The 19,704-nt window shown below is 59.6% G+C and carries 17 protein-coding genes and 1 tRNA gene; 7 read left to right on the forward strand and 11 right to left on the reverse strand.

Annotated features, from left to right (window positions below; translation table 11 throughout):
- Nucleotides 1-22: 22 nt before the first annotated feature.
- From prfH to AACH73_RS02005, 8 genes are all read right to left on the reverse strand, one after another.
- Nucleotides 23-649 (reverse strand): peptide chain release factor H, encoded by a 627-nt coding sequence (gene prfH / locus AACH73_RS01970; RefSeq protein ID WP_272740864.1) that lies wholly within the window; start codon nucleotides 647-649, stop codon nucleotides 23-25.
- Nucleotides 642-1,754 (reverse strand): RNA ligase RtcB family protein, encoded by a 1,113-nt coding sequence (locus tag AACH73_RS01975; RefSeq protein ID WP_338735256.1) that lies wholly within the window; start codon nucleotides 1,752-1,754, stop codon nucleotides 642-644. The genes prfH and AACH73_RS01975 overlap by 8 nt, the downstream gene beginning before the upstream one ends.
- Nucleotides 1,747-2,238, reverse strand: coding sequence for a hypothetical protein (locus AACH73_RS01980; protein WP_272740862.1), 492 nt, complete (start codon nucleotides 2,236-2,238; stop codon nucleotides 1,747-1,749). Before AACH73_RS01980 ends, AACH73_RS01975 begins: the two co-directional genes overlap by 8 nt.
- Nucleotides 2,239-3,115: 877 nt before the next feature.
- Nucleotides 3,116-4,042, reverse strand: a complete 927-nt coding sequence (locus tag AACH73_RS01985; RefSeq protein WP_338735257.1) for a HEPN domain-containing protein — start codon at nucleotides 4,040-4,042, stop codon at nucleotides 3,116-3,118.
- Nucleotides 4,002-4,211, reverse strand: coding sequence for a type IV secretory system conjugative DNA transfer family protein (locus tag AACH73_RS01990; RefSeq protein WP_338735713.1), 210 nt, complete (start codon nucleotides 4,209-4,211; stop codon nucleotides 4,002-4,004). The genes AACH73_RS01985 and AACH73_RS01990 overlap by 41 nt, the downstream gene beginning before the upstream one ends.
- Nucleotides 4,212-4,719: 508 nt before the next feature.
- A complete protein-coding gene (gene gltX, locus AACH73_RS01995) occupies nucleotides 4,720-6,399 on the reverse strand; it encodes a glutamate--tRNA ligase (RefSeq protein ID WP_338735258.1) in 1,680 nt (559 codons plus the stop codon).
- Between the two features lie 111 nt (nucleotides 6,400-6,510).
- Nucleotides 6,511-6,587, reverse strand: a tRNA-Met gene (locus AACH73_RS02000).
- 88 nt (nucleotides 6,588-6,675) lie between these two features.
- Nucleotides 6,676-7,704: a glycosyltransferase gene (locus AACH73_RS02005; RefSeq protein WP_338735259.1), complete on the reverse strand. Its 1,029-nt coding sequence runs from the start codon at nucleotides 7,702-7,704 to the stop codon at nucleotides 6,676-6,678.
- A gap of 177 nt (nucleotides 7,705-7,881) precedes the next feature.
- On the opposite strand from AACH73_RS02005, the gene AACH73_RS02010 reads away from it, so the two are divergent.
- The 4 genes from AACH73_RS02010 to AACH73_RS02025 all read left to right on the forward strand — a co-directional run bounded on the left by AACH73_RS02010 (nucleotide 7,882) and on the right by AACH73_RS02025 (nucleotide 11,074).
- Complete coding sequence (locus AACH73_RS02010) at nucleotides 7,882-8,373, forward strand: Lrp/AsnC family transcriptional regulator (protein WP_272740857.1); 492 nt, start codon at nucleotides 7,882-7,884, stop codon at nucleotides 8,371-8,373.
- Between the two features lie 34 nt (nucleotides 8,374-8,407).
- Nucleotides 8,408-9,670, forward strand: a complete 1,263-nt coding sequence (locus AACH73_RS02015; RefSeq protein WP_272740856.1) for a hypothetical protein — start codon at nucleotides 8,408-8,410, stop codon at nucleotides 9,668-9,670.
- A 234-nt stretch (nucleotides 9,671-9,904) separates the two neighbouring features.
- Nucleotides 9,905-10,384: a hypothetical protein gene (locus tag AACH73_RS02020; protein ID WP_338735260.1), complete on the forward strand. Its 480-nt coding sequence runs from the start codon at nucleotides 9,905-9,907 to the stop codon at nucleotides 10,382-10,384.
- Between the two features lie 186 nt (nucleotides 10,385-10,570).
- Nucleotides 10,571-11,074, forward strand: a complete 504-nt coding sequence (locus tag AACH73_RS02025; protein ID WP_272740854.1) for a helix-turn-helix domain-containing protein — start codon at nucleotides 10,571-10,573, stop codon at nucleotides 11,072-11,074.
- Nucleotides 11,075-11,171: 97 nt separating this feature from the next.
- Here the strand turns inward: AACH73_RS02025 and mnmA are convergent, their stop codons facing one another.
- The 3 genes from mnmA to flgK all read right to left on the reverse strand — a co-directional run bounded on the left by mnmA (nucleotide 11,172) and on the right by flgK (nucleotide 15,851).
- Nucleotides 11,172-12,380: a tRNA 2-thiouridine(34) synthase MnmA gene (mnmA, locus tag AACH73_RS02030; RefSeq protein WP_338735261.1), complete on the reverse strand. Its 1,209-nt coding sequence runs from the start codon at nucleotides 12,378-12,380 to the stop codon at nucleotides 11,172-11,174.
- 424 nt (nucleotides 12,381-12,804) lie between these two features.
- Nucleotides 12,805-13,722 (reverse strand): flagellin, encoded by a 918-nt coding sequence (locus tag AACH73_RS02035; protein ID WP_272740852.1) that lies wholly within the window; start codon nucleotides 13,720-13,722, stop codon nucleotides 12,805-12,807.
- A gap of 11 nt (nucleotides 13,723-13,733) precedes the next feature.
- Nucleotides 13,734-15,851 carry a flagellar hook-associated protein FlgK gene (gene flgK, locus AACH73_RS02040; protein WP_272740851.1) on the reverse strand — a complete coding sequence of 706 codons (2,118 nt, stop codon included), beginning with the start codon at nucleotides 15,849-15,851 and terminating at the stop codon, nucleotides 13,734-13,736.
- Nucleotides 15,852-16,305: 454 nt separating this feature from the next.
- Here flgK and AACH73_RS02045 point away from each other — a divergent pair, with 454 nt between their 5' ends.
- The 3 genes from AACH73_RS02045 to AACH73_RS02055 are packed head-to-tail and all read left to right on the forward strand — an operon-like array spanning nucleotide 16,306 to nucleotide 19,674.
- Nucleotides 16,306-17,526, forward strand: a complete 1,221-nt coding sequence (locus tag AACH73_RS02045) for a flagellar hook-length control protein FliK (RefSeq protein ID WP_338735262.1) — start codon at nucleotides 16,306-16,308, stop codon at nucleotides 17,524-17,526.
- Nucleotides 17,527-17,535: 9 nt separating this feature from the next.
- Complete coding sequence (locus AACH73_RS02050) at nucleotides 17,536-18,213, forward strand: flagellar hook capping FlgD N-terminal domain-containing protein (RefSeq protein WP_272740849.1); 678 nt, start codon at nucleotides 17,536-17,538, stop codon at nucleotides 18,211-18,213.
- Nucleotides 18,214-18,255: 42 nt separating this feature from the next.
- A complete protein-coding gene (locus AACH73_RS02055) occupies nucleotides 18,256-19,674 on the forward strand; it encodes a flagellar hook protein FlgE (protein ID WP_272740848.1) in 1,419 nt (472 codons plus the stop codon).
- Nucleotides 19,675-19,704 lie beyond the last annotated feature (30 nt).

A 19,704-nucleotide genomic window follows, 5' to 3' on the forward strand; every position in this document is an offset into this window, starting at 1 on the left:
CAGCGCCGCAGCAGCGAAGGCCTTACCTGGGGCTCTTTAGGGCAAAGAGTGGGCCGGTGTAGGTTCTCACAGCCTTCCCGCGCTCTAGGTTTTGATGAGTTGACCACTGCGCCTGGCGGGCATTGTCGCCAGCCTTTTCGCGTTGTGCATCCAACAAAGCAGCGAGTTTTTGCCTGGCAAGTTTTCGGTTTGCATGCTGAGACCGTTGTTCCTGGGCGGTCACAATCAGGCCCGTCGGCTTGTGCGTAGCCCGAACCGCGCTGTCTGTCTTGTTGACATGCTGCCCACCAGGTCCGCTCGCTCTCATCGTTTGAAACACAATATCTTCGTCCCTCAGATCGGGCATAGCGTCGGGCGATGGTGCGATGTTTACACCAACAAACCAGTTCCGGCGTTTATGACGGGGTCTGAATGGGCTTTCGCCTATCCATTGAATGGTCCCCACCCGGGCGGAGACAAAGGCCTCTGCTTGATCGCCCGTCACGCTCAGGAGCAGCGATGCGGGCAGTTCCTCTTCAGAGTCGATGACTTCGCATACGACTCCATCCTTCAGAGCCTCCCTGGTAAAGGCTCTGGAGAGCTGAGCGACCATCCATCGGCATTCGTCCGGACCTTTGCCGGAAGTTAAGTGGAGAATGATCTCAGTCATGGCGCCTCGTCTTGTAGCTCAGGAGAGGCCGTAGTCGCGCGATAGCCCTTATGAGCCCAGCGGCCTCGAGATCCGCGATAACCCCTGCGATATCTTTATAAGCCTCCGGGGCCTCCTCGAATATCAGCCGGCGGTCCTCGCAGATGACATGGCTTGCAAGTTTAGTGCGTTGCAAGTCGGACGATCGATATCGACGCGAAAGACGCGCATGTGCGTCGTTTCGGCTCCATTTTCGGCCCGCGCCGTGCGCAAGTGAAACGAGGGATTTCTCGGCAAAATCGGGTACGGGTTCGACCAGATAGCTGAAGTCCCCTCGCGATCCTGGGATGACGACTAACCCACGGTCTGCGGGCGCAGCACCCTTACGGTGCAGCCAACCACTGTCATGAGGGGTCACGCTGTTATGGACGATATCCAGGATGCAGGATCCCGATACGCCGATGGCGTCCATAAACCGTTGTGCGATTATTCGCCGATTGACGATGGCCCAGGTAACGGCCTGATCGTGCCCCAAAAGGTATGCCTTCGCCTCAGGCTCAGACGCCATGAGGCCAGACTTACCCGTTCGCGCCAACTGTTCTTGCAGAACGGCCTGACCCAGTCCGCGGGACCCGCTATGAACCATCATCAAGACCCGGTCCGCCTTGACGTTAAGTGCCGCAAATCGGTCTGTATCCAGAACGTCTTCGATCCGTTGAAACTCGACGAAGTGATTGCCGCCACCGATGGTTCCAAGTGATGGGCTAGCCAGACTGGCGGGAAGGCCAGCGGCACTTAGAGCGGCCTCCATCGCACCTTCCCAGGGATCATCGAGTCCCTGTAGGCGGCGACCTACCTGGCTCACGCGGAATTTGCGAACCGGAAGGCTCGTTTCCCATAGGGCCATGCCACAACCAATATCGCTTCCCACGAGATGGGGCCAGATCCGGTCCGGCGACCAGAAGGCGGCCCCTACGGCAATACCGTTGCCAGCATGCAGATCAGGCAAGCCGACTACCTTTCCCATCCCCTCCAGACGTGCGGTGGTGTCCAACTGGTCGATTGCCACCGGGTCAAACCGGGCGAGATCGCGGCCAATGAGGGATATCTCACAGCATTTATTCATGGTGTGCCGCCCCCATGATCCGATTTGCAACGGGTAGGCATTCGGATAGGAACCGTTGTTCCCTCAGGACGCCATCTGTCGGATCTACAAAGAATTGTCGCCGCCGATATCGGCGTTCATTCGAACCGAGGATTTCACCTTCGAACAGCCATTTACCGTATCGGCCAATGGAAATCCGCGCGAGCACGAAGTCCTCTATGTGCTGGCGCACATGCATTTTCATTGTGCTGCCGGTGTCAAGTTGCGCGCATATCTCACTGAAGACGTCATCCCAGCGTTGTCCACATCGGCTTCTTAAGAAGCGGACAAGTGGCGCTAGATTCTCGTTGAAGCCCTTGGTGTAACGCGTGCTCTCGATGGCGTGCCGTTTATGGCCGATAGTTTTTAGAGTGTAGTCTTTGGTCCTTTTAAGTTTGGGAGAGGCGGCGTGACCGGCGCCCCATCGTGGTCTCTCGACAATCACTTTGAACATGTCAGTGCGCATCGCCGCCTCCAAGTTTCTGGAAAGACGTCAAGTTATGAATGTTAAAGCGGGTAGGGGTAGCGGCGCCATTGGCGCGGCCATAAGGGATCAGGCGCGTATAGTCGCCCGATAGGAAATTGCCCATGCAATGTGTTCCTGAGAATTTTGGATCGGGAAATCAGATTCGAGGTTGAGGAACACTGCTCGCATGATTTTCTCCTTTCCTTCTTCAGGGCATGCCGGGATTGGCTACGGGGCAATTAGAGGTTAAACCCCTTGATGGCAACCATGTTTGCGATAGTCGTCACGCGTGTAACGAAACCTGTAGCCCGTTTGCATCAGTGTGCTGCTGTCCAGAGACCATTATCTTCCGCCCGATGGTGATACCCCATGACGGATTGCGGCCACCCGTAGCAGAGGCTTTTGGCGCGAAGGTCTTCGCCTTGTTGACCAGTAAATTTCGGTCTCGTCCGGGTGCCTCGACCATCAACTGGTTTAAACCAGTCGGCAAAACGCCGTTTCAACGTACAGGTCATCTCACGTCATCGACGGGCGTCTGGTGATGGTAGGTCCTGCCGAAATTGATGAATTTTTGAACTATAGCCCATGCCTTTTTGTCCGGTGTTTTCGGGGCCTTGAAATCGCGGCCCATGAAGTGGGCCACGCCGCCGCAGTGCGGGCACTTGTGACTAAATTGACGTTCAAACTGCCTCGCAGAACGCTCAAACTCTGTGCGGGTCGACTTTCCCATAGATCGTGGTTTTGCAAGGCTGACCAATGGCCGCTTGAACGACTTCCTGCAAGTGAAGCAGGCATAGGGGAAAGCGTGCGTCCCGCATCCGTAATCAAGCGGGTTATGCATTTTTTGGCTCCAGTCCCTTGAAAACAAAGCCAGGCCCTATACCAGACGTTCCTGGCACACGGCTTCTACCGTTTTTTGCAGTAATCCGACCCGTTCACTAAGCCACGAGAGTTCGTCTTCGCCGATGCTGTAGCTCGCTGAGTATCGCGCCTCGACGTACGCGCGCCTCAGCCGATCAAACGCTTGCCGGTGGAGTTTCGTCTCGCTCGGCCATATCCCCTTTAGCCGATCATCCAGCGCCTCCGCCTGCGACCTCAGAATGGTGATGCGATGACTCTTAGGGCTGTAGAGGGACAACGTCAGAAGCAGACAGTGATAGAGCGCTTCTGCCGCCTGGTGGAGGTTGAAGGCGCTGAGGTTAAGGTCGTCAATTTCCAGACAGTAGCTCGCCACTTTCTCAAAGTTTACGGCTTTGGAAAACCACTGCTCATAATGCCCCTTGGCCTCTGCCAGCCGCTCTGCCTCGGTCAGCGGCTTGGGCGCGACCAGCGGGTGCCCCGGGGCCTCGTACAGCATGATGCCGTCACGGGCGATATCGACGAAGAAGGGCCGGCCTCTGGCAAGGTTGTCGTTCACTTCATTGAGGCTGTGCACGATGAAGTTGACCGGCGTGCGGATATGCTCAGTGACGGTGTATTCGCGGATCAGATGCTCGTCGGCCTTGGCCCAGTAGTCCTGCAGATCGGTGAAGGCCTGACCGTTGACGACGATCAGGAGATCATAGTCCGAACGATAACCGGAGGAGCGGTCTTCAACCCAGTCACCACGCGCGTAGGAGCCGAAGAGGATGATCTTCAAGATGCGCCCGGCCTTGCGCTTATCGGAGAGCGCCGTCTTTGTCGCATCCTCGAACTCGTCAAACAGGATCTGCACGACGCGGGTCAGTTCGCGCCGTTTCACATCCGGAAGGTGTTCGAGCTTATCAGCCAGCATCAAAAAGGCCCCGCAGTTCGCGATCAGCATAGTACCGGAGCCGGGTTGCCACAATGGGGCGTTGTCCATTGAGGAACAGGAGTTGTGTATCCGGATGCATCCGACACACCTCATCAGGCGTCAGAAGGGCACTGCCGGTGTGATGCTCACTGTAGGAGATGCCGGTCTGTTGAGTTTCACCAAAAGTGACCCTTTGAATCTCGAAATGTTCGTTTCACTTTGCCCCTCGTTTTGGAGGTGAACCCGTTACAGGATCACAGCAGGCCTGGGTCAATCCCCAGCACAAACAGGAGTCACTTTGGTTTGAAAATCAACACACTAATACCAACTTGGCCCCAGAGCCCTCTCTTTCAGGTCCGGTTTCGAGAATTTCTAGGTCGTCCCAACGGGCCCCAATGGGCGCGAAGCCGGTAAGAAAGAAGCTCGTACAGATTTGGACTGTCCCTTTCGTACCTTGCTGACGGTTAACCGGTTCGCACCCTACCTCCTATCCCATGCCCACTCAGGTCTTTCTTGTGTCCTGGAATCTTGCCGCCTGGTTCCATGGCAACGCTGAAAACGAGTGCACCGTTGTCGAAAATCGCCTCATAGACATCTAGGCGGAGATCATCGAATTCTACGAACATTATGCTTTTGAGAGCGTCCAGCCTTTATAAGTCCCCTTGGAAGGCAACCATTCCTAGCCCGGCGGATGCCTGTTAGACGCGTCAAACGCGGGTCAGCCGTTTGATCACGCGGTCGCGGCCCATCGCGGCCATGACCTCATGCAGGTCGGGCGTTTGCGGTTGGCCCAGCAGCAGGACGCGGAAGATCTTGGCCACGTCGGCGACCGTGCCTTTGTAGAGTTCGGGGTTACGCTTGTAATCGCCGGCCTTTTCGGCAAAGCCGCGGTCACGGGCAATGGTCTTGACCTTATCGAACCACGCTTCCTTGCTGTCTGTTTCGTCATAGACGCCCAGGAAGTCGCTCACGATCTCACGCACCTCTTCGGCCGTGCGATTGCCTAGAACGCTCAGCGCGTCTTCGGTCGTGGAGGTAAATTCGGTGTCGAAAAACGGGGCCATCAAGGCCTTGGCGTCCTGCCATTTGGCGATGTCCTTGCGCGCGTTCGGGCCGCCACGCTCGATTGACAGGATGGCGATGGCGTATGCCTTTTCGGCCTCCAGTACCGCCGCGAACGGTGCGTCGTGGGTCGTTGCCCATTCGACGATCTGCGCATAGACCTCTTCGGCGCTGAGGCGCGCCACAATGTCGCGGCTGATGTTGTCGAGCTTGGTGAAGTCGAACAGCGGTCCATTGCTCTTGGCCAGACGCTCGAACGACAGCGGAAAGCTGCGGTAATCCGCGGTGGGGTTTTCCTTGCGCCAGTCTTCGAAATTGGAGTTGGCAAGATTGAGCAGGTATTCGATCAGGGCGGCGGTAGGATAGCCGTGATCCATGAAGTAGATGACGCTGGCTTCTGGGTCCTTGCGCTTGCTCAGCTTGCGCTTGGACGAACCGTCGAGCTTGTTGATCGGCGCGATATGGGCATAGGTCGGCGGCGTCCAGCCCAGCGCTTGGAACAGTTGCAGGTGCGTCGGCAGCGAGGCCAGCCACTCATCGCCGCGGATAACGTGGGTGGTGCGCATCAGGTGGTCATCGACGGCGTGGGCGAGGTGATAGGTCGGCAGGCGATCGGACTTCATGATGACGATGTCCTGATCGCTTTCCGGGAAGGTGCGCTCGCCGAAGATCAGATCGGTGACGGCGACCTTTTCGGCCGGATTGCCGGGCGAGCGGAAGCGGATCACATATGGTTTGCCAGCTTTGAGGGCCTCAAGCGCCTCATTCAGCGACTTGTGACGCCAAATGGCCCAGTCGCCGTAATAGCCGGGAGCTACGTTGCGCAGTTGCTGGCGCGTGCGTAGTTCATCTAGTTCTTCGGGCGAACAGAAGCACGGATAGGCCTTGCCCTCACTCATCAGGTGGCGGACATAGGTTTGATAGAGGCTCATGCGGGCGCTTTGGGTATAGGGGCCGTAGGCGCCGTGTTCGACGCCCTGAACGTCACGGCCTTCATTTACAACGACGCCGTAATGTTCAAAAGCGTTGGAGATGAAGTCCGTGGCACCTTCGACCTCACGCTTTTTGTCAGTGTCTTCGACGCGCAGGAAGAAGACGCCGCCGCTTTGCTGCGCGAAGCGTTCCGAGAGCAAGCCGACATAGAGGGTGCCGATGTGCATCATACCCGTCGGGCTGGGGCCGACGCGGGTGACCATGGCCCCTTGCGGCAGATCGCGCGGGGGGTAACGGGCTTCCAGCTCCGCCGGCGTCGGCAGAGCGTCCGGGAAGATCAGGTCGATCACTTCGGCCAGTAGCTCGGAATTATGTGCAAGGGTCATGGTCATCTGAAAATCAAGAGGCGCAAAGGGGAACGGGTAGTTACATCACATTCAGTATGATAGCTACCCCGTGACACGGCAGGGTGCGGGGGGAAACAAGGATTTTTGAAGGAGAGGTGGTGGTTGGAGGCGGGATCGAACCGCCGACCTGCGGGTTATGAATCCGCCGCTCTAACCATCTGAGCTACCCAACCAGCCGGGTTTCCTCAGGCGGACAAAGGTCCACGCCTTAGGAAGGCGCCCGCTATATCCAAATTGAGCCGGGGGTTCAAGTGCGCTTTTTCAGTTTTCCGGCTCAAACTGGTTGATAAGGCTTTTGAGGCGCGTTTGACCAGCGATCAGGCCGTAGGTTTCCAGCGCGTGGGCCTGCGCGTGGCAGGCGCGGTCGAGCACGGGCGGCCAGTCATTCATAATAGCCTCAAGGGCGCCAGCCAGAGCCTGCGGGTCTTCGGGCGGGATCAGGGTGGCCAGTTCGCCGTCCTGAAGGATATGGCGCGGCCCGTCGATGCGGGTGGAGACGATGGGAACGCCAGCGGCCATGGCTTCGGCCACCACCAGTCCGAAGGGCTCAACGCGCGACGAGAGGACGAACAGATCCAGCGACGCCAGAAAGTCGTGCGGCGGTTCGATCCAGCCGGCCAGAGTCACGCGGTCCTGCACTTTCAGTTCGCCGATCAGCGCTTCCAGCGCGCCCTTTTCCGGGCCGTCTCCGGCAATGAGCAGCGATACCTCGGTACCGCGGTCACGCAGAAGACCGGCGGCGCGGATCAGCACGTCAAAGCCTTTGTTGACATGCAGCCGCCCCAGCGAGCCAATGCGTGGTGCGTCAAGCGGGAAGGTCTTGACCGGGTGCATCACCAGAGGCGTGAAGTTTTCCAGTAGATGGGTCTCAAGACGTGGATAACGGGCGGTAATGGCGGCCTGAACGGCGGGCGACACGGCGATGGCGGCGCGCAGTTTGGTCAGGCCCGGCTTGAAACGGAAATTGTGCACCACCCCCAGCGTCTGGCCACCCCATCCCGCCAGCGCGTGCCCCGCCAGAGCGATGGCGCGATTGCCGTGGGCGATGATCAGATCGGCCTTGAAGCGTTTGGCCAGCCTTCTCAGGGTCAAGGCCGCCAGCGGGTCACCGGTAAAGCCGCTGTTGAGGCGGGCGAACTGTTCGGGTTTGACCTTTTCGGCCAGCAGGCCCTTGGCGTGACCGATGCTCATCACCTCAAAGCCCTCGGCCACCAGCGCCTCGTGATAGCGCACGGCCATGCTTTCCAGCCCGCCGCGTCCCTTGGCCAGCATCAGATTGACAATACGCATCAGCCGCTCCCTTTGTACCGGTGTACTCCGGTGTGTGTGCCACGAAAAGGCCTCACACCCGAAAGTCCCGGTTTTCTCGTCGGACAGACGTTCAGCCGACGGATTAAGGGTGGATTTTTTTGCGGAATGCGCTTTTATGGAAATGACTTTTCACAAAATGCAGGCGAGGGGGCAAAGGTGTCCGCTGATATCGACGAACTGGATGCGCGGATACTGACCTTGGTGCAGGAAGATGCCAACCTGTCGGTGGCCGAAATCGCCGAGAAGGTCAATCTGTCGCCCTCCCCCTGCTGGCGGCGTCTGAAACGGCTGGAAGACATCGGGGTTATCCGCAAACGGGTGACGCTGCTGGAACCCGATCAACTGGGGCTCGGGTTTGAGGTCTATGCGGCAGTGAAGCTTTCCCTGCCGTCGCGCGAAAATCTCGAAGCCTTTGAAGCGCGGCTGGCGGAATGGCCGGAAATCGTCTCCTGTGCCACGGTGACGGGGCGCGAAGACTATATGCTGCGCATCGTGACGCGCGACATGCACGCCTATGACGACTTCATGCGCGACAAATTATTGGCGTCCGACCTCGTTTCCGCCATAGAAAGTCGTATCGTCATCCGCTCGGTGAAAACGACTACCGCCCTACCGTTGAAACTTGTCGTCCCCGGTGCAGAAGGCTAGGTTCCGGTAGGGGCGCACTGACGAGAGAGACTGGATGAAGACTTCCCTGATCGCGCTGGCGTGGCTGGTGGCGGTATTGGCTACCCCTGTGGCCGCTCAGAAAATTGACCCTGCTTCTGACCTTGGCCGTTTTCATGCCCTGCGGGCGGAGGGGATGGCCGCCTTGCAGAAGAACGACCGCCAGACCGCCCTTGATCGCCTCAGTCAGGCCGGGGACATCCTGCCGGATTCGCCTTCGGTGTTGCTGCTGAAGGCGCAAACGGCACTGGAACTGAAGCGCCAGCCGGCGGCGCGGGCGGCGCTGATTGACTATCTGAAGCGGGGTCTCGTTCTCGATCTCAGTCGCTATCCGGAATTCAATACCCTCTGGGACGCCGATCTGGAGTCGCTTCAGGCCACCAATACCGCCCGTGTAGGTAGTTTGAAGACACTCAATCGTCTCTCAGGTCTCAACCTGATCGAAGGGGTAGCGGCGTTGCCCGACGGCGCGCTTCTGGCCACCAGCCTGCGCAACGGTGTGGTGGGGCCGCTCAGCGAAGCCGGCGTAGCCAAGCGCCTGTCGCTGCGCGCCGGGGTCGCCGCTAATGCCATTGCGGTGAAAGACGGCGTACTGTGGGCCTCTACGGCGGCGTCGCGTCAGACCGTGGGCTATGCGCCGGATGCCAAAATCGCCTCCAAGCTGGTCAAGGTCGATCTGGCCACCGGCAAGATACTGGCGCAGTTCGAAGACAAGCGGCCCGATCGGCGTCTGGCCGACCTGTATGCTGGCAAGGAAGACCTCTATGTTTCCGACGGCAATACAGGGGAGGTGCTTCGCCTGACCGGCTATCAGGGCAGGTTGCAGGTGCTGATCCCCGAAGGCTATCTCGGTTCGCCGCAGGGCCTGAGCGAAAATGCCGAGGCCAGCGTTCTGATCGTCTCTGACTATGCGTCGGGACTTTATCGCGTCGATCTGGCCAAGGGGGCGCTGACGCGGCTGAAGGCCCCAGAAGAGACAGTGCTCCTGGGGATCGACGGCCTTTACCGCTATGGCAACGACCTGATCGCTGTGCAAAACGGCTTCAAACCGAACCGTATCCTGCGCCTGCGTATGAATCCTGACTGGAGCGCGGTGGAAAAGGCCGAGGTCCTGCTACGCGGCCATCCCGATCTTGAAGAACCGACCGGCGGTCAGGTGATCGGGGACCGTTTTGTGTTTGTAGCCCGAAGTCAGTGGTCGGAATTTGACGACAAAGGCAATATCCGCCGCGACGTCCCGGCTCCGGTGGTCATCGGCGAAATCGCGCTCAAGCCGTAAATTCAGCCGAAGAATACAAAAGATGTGTCTATAAGGCACACAAAGCGTTAACCGTGTTACGCCAAATAAGCGAAAAATCTAATCCTCTCAATCACCTGATTGGTTAACGAAAGCGCTTTACCGCCGTTAACCTTTGTGGCAGTGGTTGGCACCGATCCTGCTTATAGTCAGGATGAGCAGCCCCTTCCTGTACACATACGGGATAACAGCGCTGCACGGATGCGGAGACGACGAATGCGGGCACTGGTGGCAGCGGTAGTAGGTATGATGTTGGCGGGCACGGCAGGTGCCGCCGATCTGCGTGCTGATGTCTCCAAGGCCCCGTTCAGCGGGCTGTCGGCCTCACTCAAAGGCGATTTCGACGGTGACGGACGTATCGACGATGTGGTCTTCAGCGCCGAAGACGGGGATCGTCAGGCGGTCTATATGCGTCTGGGGCGTGGCGAAGAGGTCAAGGTCATCAGCCTTGATGCGCGTCTGGCGGCGCAGGTGCAGCGCGCACCGGCGGCCACCTATCAGGTCGATTGCGGCAGCTTCTCCGACCATTGCAACGCCGATATAGAAACGCATACTGACGGTTTGATCCTGTCTCTGGACGACGGCGTGACGGTATTGGTGCACTGGAACGGGCAGACCTTCGATCAGGACTTTGTCCACAGCGACGAGGTGCGCCTCAGCCGCGCCGTGGCGACCCTGTTTGCGTTTAATCCGTAAGGAAAAACAATGCACTGGTGAATAGATACCGGTGCCGCTGAGATAGTCCCGTTTTTTAGACTTAATCGCATTCTCAGGCCTGTATTAGTCCTAAATTTTAGGTTTTCATCAACCCACTGTCCTTAAGCCTTGGGCCGGGGTGTGGCGACGTCTTTGCTGACGCCGCGCAGAAGAAAAGACACATATATGGGACGTTCGGCTGACTATTCCGGTGAAAGATGCGCCATTGCGGCGGCAGTGGATATCGTCGGAGAACCGTGGACCCTGCTCATCGTGCGCAATGCCTTTCTGGGGCATAGTCGGTTCGAGCAATGGCAAAAAAGTCTGGGCGTGGCGCGCAACGTGCTGGCGGCGCGACTGAAGCGTCTGGTGGCGCTGGGCCTGATGCAGGCCGTGCCCTATTCGGAACGGCCTTTGCGTCATGAATATCTGCTGACCGAAAAGGGGCGCAGCCTCAAGGGCGTGCTGGTGTCCCTCTACGGCTGGGGACGTGAGCATGTCTATGACGCGGATGACGGTCCCTTTTTCGAGCTTGTGCATGATGATTGCGCCGGGATTTTCACCACCAAGCCCCGCTGCGAAGCCTGTGGTGAGATGATCGGCGAACACAGCGTGCTGAAGGCGCGCGAGGACGGCAGGGGCATGAGCCTGTCGGAACTCTATATCCGCAAAGGCATCGCTGTCGATTAAAGCGCATTCCGAAAAGTGTGCAACGGTTTTCGGAATCAAAGGCGCGACAAACCAAAGGTTAGAGCGGGATTTCGGTTCAATCTGAACGAAGTCCGTTCTACACCGCAAACTCTACGGCGCGGGTGCGCTCGATAAACCCGCCGCCCAGCACGCGGTCCTCGTCCGTCGGATCATAGAGGACACACGCCTGACCGGGGGCGACGCCTTCTTCCGAAGCATCAAACACCACCTCCACCTGACCCTCACGCAGATTGAGCCGCGCCGGGACGGGGGGACGGGTTGAGCGTACACGGGCCAGAACCGGCAGATTATCGGCCGCAGCCTTTTCCAGCGTCTCGTGATCACCCAGCCAGTTGGTTTCCTTCATGACCAGCGCAGCCGTGTTCAGCGCTTCACGCGGCCCGACGATGACACGGCGCGTCCCGGCATCGAGCTTGACCACGAATAGGGGCTCGCCCACGGCAATATTCAGGCCGCGCCGCTGACCAATCGTGTAGCCGGTAATCCCTTGATGCTGGCCCAGCACCCGCCCGTCGAGATGGACGATGTCACCTGCTTCGCGGCCTTGCGGACGCAGCCGGTCGATCAGAGTGGTGTACTTACCTTCGGGCACAAAGCAGATGTCCTGCGAATCCGGCTTGGCGGCGACATTAAGCCCCATCTGACGCGCAATGTCGCGCACCTGCGGCTTGGGGATGTCGGCCAGCGGAAAGCGCAGAAAGTCGAGTTGTTCACGCGTAGTAGCGAACAGAAAATAGGACTGGTCGCGGTTGCGATCGACCGCACGGCGCAGTTCGGCGCGGTTGCCCGTATCGCGGCGTTCGACATAGTGGCCGGTGGCCATGGCCTCGGCCCCCAGATCGCGCGCGACGTCCAGCAGGTCGCGGAACTTGACCGTCTGGTTGCAGCGGATGCAAGGTACCGGGGTTTCGCCACGCAGATAAGAGTCGGCAAACTCCTCGATCACCGAGTCCTTGAAGCGGCTCTCATAGTCCAGCACATAGTGGGCAATGCCGATCTTTTCGGCGGCGATGCGGGCGTCATGAATATCCTGCCCGGCACAGCACGCCCCTGTCTTTTTCAGTGCCTGACCGTGGTCGTAAAGCTGGAGCGTGACACCGATCACCTCATAGCCGGCGGCGTGCAGGAGGGCGGCGGCGACCGAAGAGTCCACGCCCCCCGACATGGCGGCCACGACCCGCGCCCCTGGCGGCAGGCTGACGCTGTCACGGACGCGCGCAATCGCCTCGCCCAGATCGGCGGTATCAAATACAGGTACAGGGCAGGCGGGTACAGAGGCGGTCATGAGGCGCTAAATAAGGCTTTTGGGCGCAAAAGAGTAGGGGGCAGCCGACGTATTCGTTAAATAACCGCTCAGTAGCCTCTTAAGCCCCGACCACTGTATCTCCCTCTTCGGCTCTTAAGGTCCCTCTTGCCCGGCAAACTTGGGATGTATAACAGAAGGCCCCGTCGGAAGACGGGGCCTTTTTGTTTTCATCCCGAATGGGCGGTTCCGGCATCGCTCGAAAGCCTTGGGGCGACGATCCGGCGGGAGGGCATCCCGGGTTTTCATCTCAAGGCGTTCAGGTCTCAGCGTGAACGGCACAACATTGCGATGGCCCCGCGCGGGGTCTTTTGATGTGGCAAGCCACGCCTCTAGAATACACCTCGTCGCCTTGTGGATAAATTCACAAACCGGTGAGTTATACCAAGTGGGTATGACCTGGGTATTATCTAAGCAGGTCGAGCAGGGATACGGATTTCAGATTGGACACCACCTGCGCCGCCGCCTGCACCGTCAGGTCCGCCTGTTCCAGCTTGGTATAGGCTTCGGCCAGATTGACGTCCGTCTTGTCAGAGATCAGCTTGTTCAGGCTGCTTTCCTGTCCTTCGAGCGACTTCATGGTGTTTTCGACGCGGTTCTGAAACGTACCGTTCAGCGACGTATGATCCACCATATTACTGTAGGCGGTGTTAAGACGATTGGCCAGTGCCTGAAGCGCGGTCTGCTGAGCGTCGGTCATCTTGCCCTGCATGGGCGCATTGGCGTCGATAAAGGTCTTCAGGTCGCGGAAGACCGATACGCCTTCGGCCCCGATATCGCTGGCCAGCATACCGGTTTGCAGGGTGGTGGTGCCGTCGATTTTGGAGGCCTTCTTGACGCTGCCGTTCTTGAAAGTACCGGCAGCGGGTGTTGTCGCCAGATCCGCCAGCGTCTCCGCCGCCAGAGGGGCGTCGGTTTCATTGCCGCCACCAAACAGATAGGTGCCCTGATGTTTGTAGTTCAGGCCGTCAGCAAAGGCCATATAGCTCGATTGCAGAACCGTGGTTAGGCCATCGAGCGACTTGCTGGCGATGGCATCCATAATGCCGTCCTTGCCGGTGGCGATACCGTCGCTGGCGCGTTCCAGCGCGATATTCTGGCTGTCGAGGCGGTCGGATACGCTCTGTGCGATCTTTGTATAACCCGTGATACGCTCCAGCGATGACTGATAGGCGGCGATGACCTCGGCCCCCCGTCCGAAGCCGCCGAAATCGGTCGCCACTTTTCGTGTCGATACCTGGTTATTGGCTTCGTCCTTGCGGACCTGCGCCTGCATGAGGTTCGACAGGGCGTTGCCCCACATCTGACCGGTTGAAATACGCATGTCTATTTACCTCAGAACATTCTGAGCAGGGTATCGTACATATCCTTCGCCGCCTGAATAAGGCGCGAGGAAGCCGAATAGGCCTGCTGGTAGGTCGTCAGGTTGATCAGTTCTTCATCGAGATTGACGCCTTCGGCGGCACTGCGCCGCGAAGAAGCCTCCGACGCCAGAGCGGCGGCCCCGTCCATGCGCGACTTGGCGGTGGAGGCGATGGTGCCCACCTGCCCGGCCAGATCAGAGGCATAGCGCGTCAGGGTGGAAGTGCCGCCTGTATTGGCACCGGCCGCCTTGAAGGTGACATTCTTGGTGGCGATGGCCGACAGACGTTGACCGCCGCTGCCGTCACCCGCCACCAGAGCCGGGGTCGGCGCGGTTGCATCGAGCTTCAGCGTCGCCAGAGACAGCCGGTCGAGATTGTTCAGAATGACGGGATCGACACTCAGGCCATCGGTACGTTCGCTGGCCATGCCGCCCAGTCCGAACATGCTGCTCAAGGAGGCGCCGGTGCCGTTACGGGCGGTCGTATCCTCAGTTATGCCCAGGCTGTTGGCCGGCGTGCCGAACCCGCGGAAACTCAGTTCACCGTTGGGGCTGAGCGAGAAGGTGCCATAGCGCCCCAGTCCGTTGCTCGTATCGTTCAGCGTGTTGACCAGATCGGTCATGGTGCCACCCGCCGGGAACGTCATTTCCAGATTTTGAACCCGGGCGCTGGCCCCGTTCATCACCGTGAACTTGACGCTGCCCGTGTCGAACCCGTGGGCAGAGGTGGCGGTCAGGCCCGTCGCATAGTCAATCGGTGTATCCGAACGCACCAGATCATTCATGCCGAAGAAGTGCGAAAAACCCTTCCCCGTCTTTGAGGATGGCGTGGTGGGGTCGTCCGCAATGGCCACGCCGTAGCTGCCCGTGCCGTTGACGCTCAGCTTGCCGTTGGCAAACCCGACCGTTCCGTAGCCGCTCAAGGCCGTATTGACGCTGGTCAGGAAACTGCCTGCCGTAAAGGCGCTGGGCGCACCGCCGTCAATCGACATCTGCATGGTAGAAAAGTTCAGCTCCACCTTGCGCGCGATTGTACCGTTGGCATTGAGCGCCACCAGATTCGTTTTGCCCGTAAAGCCGTTCAGGGCTTCGCTCAGGGTCTGGTTCATTGCCTTGCCGGTCAGGGAGCTGGCCGCCGGAACCGATGAAGACGCATTGTGCGCGGCATTCAGCTGATCGGCATAGACCGACATGTATTCGGCCAGCTGCGCATTGACGGCGGTGGAGTCCTTGTCGCGCACGTCCAGCAGGCCACGCAGTTCGCCGGTCTTGATATGCTCGGAAAAATCGCGCTTTTCGCCGTTCGGCCCGGTGACGATGATCGGATTGAAGGTCGTGGCCGCCGAGACGGGGCTGGTCGGCTGATAGCTGAGGGTTGCGCGCTGATCTCCGGCCAGAACCATGCCAGAGGCCGTGCGCACCGTGACGCCGCCATTGCTGTTGGTGCTGACTTCGACGTCGATCAGTTTCGAGAGTTCGTCAATATAGCCGGCCTGCTTGGTCTGCGCGCCAGAGGCGTCGTTGCCGCTGATGTTGGCCTGAGAAATGGTCGGGTTCAGGTCCGAGATATTCTTGATCAGGTCGTTGATCGACTTGACCGTCGTGGCGATGCGGCTGTCGGCATTGCCGCGTGCATTCTGGATTTCGCGCGAGATGCGCTTGCCTTCATCCATAAAGCTTTCGAGCGCCGACAGCATTTCCTGACGCGAGGCGCTGGAGGTCGGGCTTTCCCCCGCCGCCGCCGCCGCCGACAGGGCCTTGTCGCCCAGATTGAACAGGCCGTTCTTGTCGGTCAGGTCCCCGAATTGCGACTGAATCTGATCGAACAGGTCGTGAAAGACCTCGGCCTGCGACGCAGAAGACGAGGCGCGCAGGGAGGCCTGCTGCAGATATTTGTCGGCGGCCAGCAGCACCTGACCGGACATGACGCCAGCCCCCTGAGACCCCAGGACGCTGGCCTGCTGGGTGCCGATCTTGCGGATATAGCCCGGTGTGTTGACGTTCGAAATATTGTCCGAAACGACTCTCAACTGGCTTTGCGCCGTCATCAGGCCGGAGGACCCGATATTGAGAATGGAGTTGAGCGACATGATCAGGCCTCCCGCTGAGGCGTTTTAGGCAAGCCTTGCCCGACCAGAGGCAGAATTTGCCGTGTCCCCTGGGTCGAGTTGAAAAATTTATCTATATTTTTCATTGGCTTGCTATTTTCCGTGCGCCACGTAACGCGTAAACTAAGGTGAGGGTTTCAAATACGGTGCCACTCGTCTGTCGGCGGGCCAATGTATCGCGATTGCTGGCCAGATTTTCATACCCCAGGGCGGCAGAGTCCGTCTGCCCCCGGCAAGTTTGTTCCGGCCCCGGTCCGTCTTCCCCGGCAAAATGCGCCGGGGTCATTTTATAAAAATACATAAAAACAATTACTTAAAAATTGGCACGACCCTTGCGATCAGGGGGTGACGATGTTCGGACGCAAAAGGCGTTCGTCTGACCCCTGCCGCGGCGCCCTGAAGGGACGCATCGGTCCTCAGCGAAGATGGCCCCGTCGTGTCCGCAGACCTGCTGCCTCCGAAAGCGTCTCCCGCCCCCACGGCCCTACCGGCGGCCCCGGTGAGCGGCGGCGTGCCCTCTGCCGATGACCGGGCGGAGACGGCGGGCCGTTTCGGTCAGGCGCTGGCTTCGGCGCAGCGCGAAGACCCCCCCGCCCCGGCGGACAAAGCTGCAACCAAAGAAAGCGAAAAGCCGGACGGCGACAAGACGGATCAGGCGCAGGGGAATGGCGAACTGAGGTCCGATCTTCTTGCCGCTCTGCTCGCGCAGCAAACCCCGCTGCCCGTCAATGGGCCGACGACGCAGGCGCAGCCTGCGGAGGGAATTGCCGCCGATGCGCTGGCCCTGACGCTGCCGTCGGCTCAAACGCAGAGCGTTGCGGCCCTTCTGGCCGCAGGTCCGACGACCGGGGCGGATGCCGAAACGTCCGACGAAGCCGGTTTTGATGCGGCGCTCAACGGCCTGACCGCCGCAGACGGGGAGGGTAAGGCGACCCCTTCAGCCGCGAAGAGCGAGGGGCGTTCCGTAGCCGATCTGCTGCAAACCCTGTCCGGCGCGTTGAATGCCGCTGACGGAACGGCCCCAGGGGGTGCGGTGCCGCAGACGCCCGCGCTCGTCAATTCCTCCTTAAGCCAGATTCAGGCGCAGACCCTGCCACAAACGGACAGCGGCGTGCGTTTTACGCCTGCGCCCCCTACCGCGCCGCAAACCGTGCAGACCTATACCCTGTCGGCGCACACGGCGGAAAACCTTGCCGCCCTCAGCGCCCAGATCACGCGCCGTCTCGGCAGCAAATCGACCAGCTTCGATATGGAGTTGCGCCCGGCCGATATGGGCAAGGTCGATGTGAAGCTGGAAATCGGTCAGGACGGCAAGCTGACGGCGCACCTGCGCTTCGACAGCCCGGTGGCGGAAAGCGAGTTCCGGGGGCGGCAGGATGATCTGCGCCGGCAACTGGAGCAGGCCGGTTTTCAGATGGATGACGCATCCCTGAACTTTGCTTCCGGCGATCAGGGCCGCGGACGTCAGTACGCCGAAGCCGAACGCCCCACCTATGACGCCCCGTCCCCCGAGCCGGAAGCGGTGACGGCCGATGCCCATAGCCTCATTGACGCTCAGCTTATGGCGGCAGCGTCTGTGGATTCCGCCCTCTATGCTCAGATGTCCGCTGACGGCTACGGCCCGGCGCGGACCCTGTCGCTCAGCGTCCTCGTCTAAGGAGCCGTCATGGTCAGTTCCGTATCCAATACCTCCGGCTCGAATACCAATGCCGCCTCCACCTCGAGCGCTTCGGCCAGCGGGCTGGGCAGCACCTATCAGACGTTTCTGAGTCTGCTGACGGCGCAGATCAAGAATCAGGACCCGCTGTCGCCGATGGATTCGACGCAATGGACGAACCAGCTTGTTCAGTATTCGAGCGTCGAGCAGCAACTGAAGGCCAATGAGTATCTGAAGTCTTTGGTCGGTCTGGGGGCGGGCAATGTCGCCAGCTCCGTCAATATGATCGGCAAGACCGCCGTGGCCGATATCGACACCCAGAGCTTCAAGGACAAGGCGCTGACCTGGCACTACGAACTGGCCAACACTGCCGCCAATGTTGATGTCGAGGTGCGCGACGCCGACGGCAAGATCGTCTGGAAAGGCGCGTCGAATAGCCTGAACAAGGGCGACAACAGCTTTACCTGGGACGGCAAGGATTCGACCGGCACCACGGTGAAGGAGGGCAATTACACGCTCAAGGTCACTGCGACCTCGGCCAATGGTGCCGCCATTTCCAATGCCGTGTCCGTTCAGCAGCGCGTTGATGCCACTGAACTGATCAACGGCGAGATCGTCCTGCGCATGGGCTATTCGCTGATCCCCATGTCCTACGTCACCGGCGTGCGGGAAACCGCCAATGCCTGATCCCATCCTTCGTTTTCTGCGTTTTTGTCCGGAGTCTGAACTATGAGCCTGAGCGCCTCCATGCAGGCCGGCGTTGCCGGTCTGGCCGCCAACTCCAATGCCCTGTCGGCGATCTCCAACAATATCGCCAACTCCACCACCACCGCCTATAAGCGCGTGCGCACGGACTTTCAGTCGATCGTGACGGCCTCCTCCACGCCCACCGGCTATAATGCCGGGGGTGTGACCTCGACGACCCGTCACATGATCTCGACGCTTGGCACTCTGCAAAAGGCCTCGAGCCAGCTCGATCTCGGCATTGACGGGCAAGGCTTTTTCGTCACCACTCAGAAGGCCGCACCTGGTACGGAGGACGCGCGCCTGTTCACACGCGACGGCTCCTTCTTCGCCGACGAAGACGGCTATCTGCGTAATGCCTCGAACCTCTATCTTCAGGGCTGGCCCATTGTGGCAGGCGGCGGGCCGACCCTGTCGGCGGCCGACCTCAGCCAGCTGCGCACCATCAATGTCGAAAATATCGCCGCGCAGATCGAGCCGACCAGTTACGCGCAGATCGTTGGCAATCTCAATGCCAATCAGGCCGTTTCGGACCGGGCGGACGACTATGCCGCCAGCCCGACGACCCTACCCATGGCCGCCTATGACGCGTCGGCCCCCAATACCTCGGTTTCGACGCGCCCCGATTACGACATCACCATTCCGGTGTCCGACAGTCAGGGCGGCGAACGCAACCTCACCGTTTCTCTGATCAAGCTGCCAGCCAATCCTTCGGCCACACCGCCGATCCTCGCCAATACCTGGGCCTATGAGGTCTGGTCGCCGGACGTCAAGGACCCCAGCGTCACCCCCGCCACCACGGCCTCCAGCCAGGGCATCGTGTCAAGCGGTCGTCTGGTCTATAACTCATCGGGCAAGCTCAGCGACGTCCAGACCGCCGCTGGGATCAGCACCGGTTCTACGGCCCTGAACCTCAGCTTTAACTGGAAAAGCAGTATCGGCGTCGCGCCTCAGACCGTCACGGTCGATTTCAATGGCGATCAGGGCGGCCTCACCCAGCTCAACTCTTCGAGCACCAATCGCGTCGATGCCAACGGCACGCCGTTTTCGGGCCTCGACAAGGTGCAGATCTCGAAGGCGGGTCTGGTCACAGCGGTGTTCAAGAACGGATCGACGCGCGACATCGCGCAACTGGCGCTGGCGACCTTCGTCAATGCCGACGGCCTGACGCCGGTCTCCGGTAATGCGTACACGGTCTCCAATGAGTCCGGTCCGCTAACGCTGAAGGTGCCGGGGGTGTCCGGTGCCGGGCTTCTGGGGGTTGGGACGCTGGAGGCCTCAGACGTCGATCTGTCCGAAGAATTTACCAACCTGATTGTCACCCAGCGCGCCTATTCGGCCAATTCCAAAACAATCACCACCGCAGATGAGATGTTGCAAGAGTTGCTGAATATCAAGCGCTAAGTATTGAGTTTGATTAACTTGTAATAACGC

Origin of the sequence: Asticcacaulis sp. DW145, from assembly GCF_037101385.1 — a bacterium.
GTDB classification, from domain to species: domain Bacteria; phylum Pseudomonadota; class Alphaproteobacteria; order Caulobacterales; family Caulobacteraceae; genus Asticcacaulis; species Asticcacaulis currens.

What these genes read in the sequence shown, in the direction of transcription:
- AACH73_RS01980 (WP_272740862.1), bottom strand. Translation starts at nt 2,238, where the DNA reads ATGCGCACTGACATGTTCAAAGTGATTGTCGAGAGACCACGATGGGGC.
- AACH73_RS01975 (WP_338735256.1), bottom strand. Translation starts at nt 1,754, where the DNA reads ATGAATAAATGCTGTGAGATATCCCTCATTGGCCGCGATCTCGCCCGG.
- mnmA (WP_338735261.1), bottom strand. Translation starts at nt 12,380, where the DNA reads ATGACCGCCTCTGTACCCGCCTGCCCTGTACCTGTATTTGATACCGCC.
- AACH73_RS02025 (WP_272740854.1), top strand. Translation starts at nt 10,571, where the DNA reads ATGGGACGTTCGGCTGACTATTCCGGTGAAAGATGCGCCATTGCGGCG.
- flgK (WP_272740851.1), bottom strand. Translation starts at nt 15,851, where the DNA reads ATGTCGCTCAACTCCATTCTCAATATCGGGTCCTCCGGCCTGATGACG.
- AACH73_RS02020 (WP_338735260.1), top strand. Translation starts at nt 9,905, where the DNA reads ATGCGGGCACTGGTGGCAGCGGTAGTAGGTATGATGTTGGCGGGCACG.
- AACH73_RS01985 (WP_338735257.1), bottom strand. Translation starts at nt 4,042, where the DNA reads ATGCTGATCGCGAACTGCGGGGCCTTTTTGATGCTGGCTGATAAGCTC.
- AACH73_RS02035 (WP_272740852.1), bottom strand. Translation starts at nt 13,722, where the DNA reads ATGCGTATTTCAACCGGTCAGATGTGGGGCAACGCCCTGTCGAACCTC.
- prfH (WP_272740864.1), bottom strand. Translation starts at nt 649, where the DNA reads ATGACTGAGATCATTCTCCACTTAACTTCCGGCAAAGGTCCGGACGAA.
- AACH73_RS02055 (WP_272740848.1), top strand. Translation starts at nt 18,256, where the DNA reads ATGAGCCTGAGCGCCTCCATGCAGGCCGGCGTTGCCGGTCTGGCCGCC.
- AACH73_RS02005 (WP_338735259.1), bottom strand. Translation starts at nt 7,704, where the DNA reads ATGCGTATTGTCAATCTGATGCTGGCCAAGGGACGCGGCGGGCTGGAA.
- gltX (WP_338735258.1), bottom strand. Translation starts at nt 6,399, where the DNA reads ATGACCATGACCCTTGCACATAATTCCGAGCTACTGGCCGAAGTGATC.
- AACH73_RS02050 (WP_272740849.1), top strand. Translation starts at nt 17,536, where the DNA reads ATGGTCAGTTCCGTATCCAATACCTCCGGCTCGAATACCAATGCCGCC.
- AACH73_RS02015 (WP_272740856.1), top strand. Translation starts at nt 8,408, where the DNA reads ATGAAGACTTCCCTGATCGCGCTGGCGTGGCTGGTGGCGGTATTGGCT.